1 protein-coding gene is annotated in these 1,008 nt (G+C 67.5%); it reads right to left on the bottom strand.

All coding sequences use genetic code 11. The features are described from left to right. Nucleotides 1-65 precede the first annotated feature (65 nt). Nucleotides 66-686 carry a TetR/AcrR family transcriptional regulator gene (locus AC08OQ_RS12840; RefSeq protein ID WP_462203554.1) on the bottom strand — a complete coding sequence of 207 codons (621 nt, stop codon included), beginning with the start codon at nt 684-686 and terminating at the stop codon, nt 66-68. Nucleotides 687-1,008 lie beyond the last annotated feature (322 nt).

Raw genomic sequence — 1,008 nt, 5'->3', positions numbered from 1 at the left:
CCCCAACCACCCCGCCCGGCGCGGCCCACAGCCATGCCCGTGAACCGTCACCCACAGCAAGATCGCTAAAGCAGGTGAATGTTTACCCTTGGCCGGGCGAACAACGGCGTCATCCATCCGTGGAACTCCGGCTTCGCCGGTATCGGCGTGTCCGTGCAGAAGGCCGAGAGCAGGAAGTGCACGAGATGGCTGGTCGGTCGGGAGGGCGCGGGGTTGGCGAGCCCGCCCTCGATGGTGGCGACCACCGCGTCCGCCGCGAGCTCCCGATCGGGTTCGGGCACGAAGTCGTGCACCGCGGCGAGCGCGAGCCCGTGCAGCCAGTCGTGCAGCCGCTCGTGGTACTCCATGACCGGCGCGGCGTGCGGGGCGCGTTCGGCGACACAGGGATGCAGCGTGCGGCGCCGCTCGACCGAGTCCAGGGCGAGGAAGAGCTTCGCCGCCGGGTCTCCGGGCAACGCGGCGATCCGGTCGACCTCAACGTCGAGCAGCCGGTTCAGCACCGCCGCGAAGGCATGGTCCTTCGACCGGAAATACCAGTAGACGGAGCCCGGCTCGATGCCGGCGGAACGGGCGATCTCCGCGATGGACGTCCCGGCGAACCCGCGGGCCAGGAACTGCTCCTCGGCGACGGTGAGCAACGCATCGATCCGTTCCTCGCGGGGAACCTCCTGGCGGTTGCGTGGCACCTGATCAGCGTAACGACTCCCATGGTGGGGCAGGAGGAAATCGATGCCCAGTAGTGGTAGCTCCCGTGCGGTACGGCGGCGCCCGGTGGCGCCGCCCCGGGCGCCGGCATGATCGGAATCGTGTCCCGGTGTCGGTGGGTGCATTCCGGCCGGGCCCGGGTAGCGGAGTCCGGTGGACGTCTCGGGCGGATGTGTCCTGCTCACCGCCTTTTTCTTGATTCCGATTCGAGAGAGCTGTGAGAGTGAATCTCAGCTCTCTGGGGACGTAATGAAGTAACAAATACGTGATCGAGAGCATCATCGCAGGTCACAGGCCTGTGGA

The sequence above is a fragment of the Frankia sp. CcCS3 genome (genome assembly GCF_977927575.1).
This window is presented reverse-complemented; position numbering and strand designations above follow the sequence as displayed.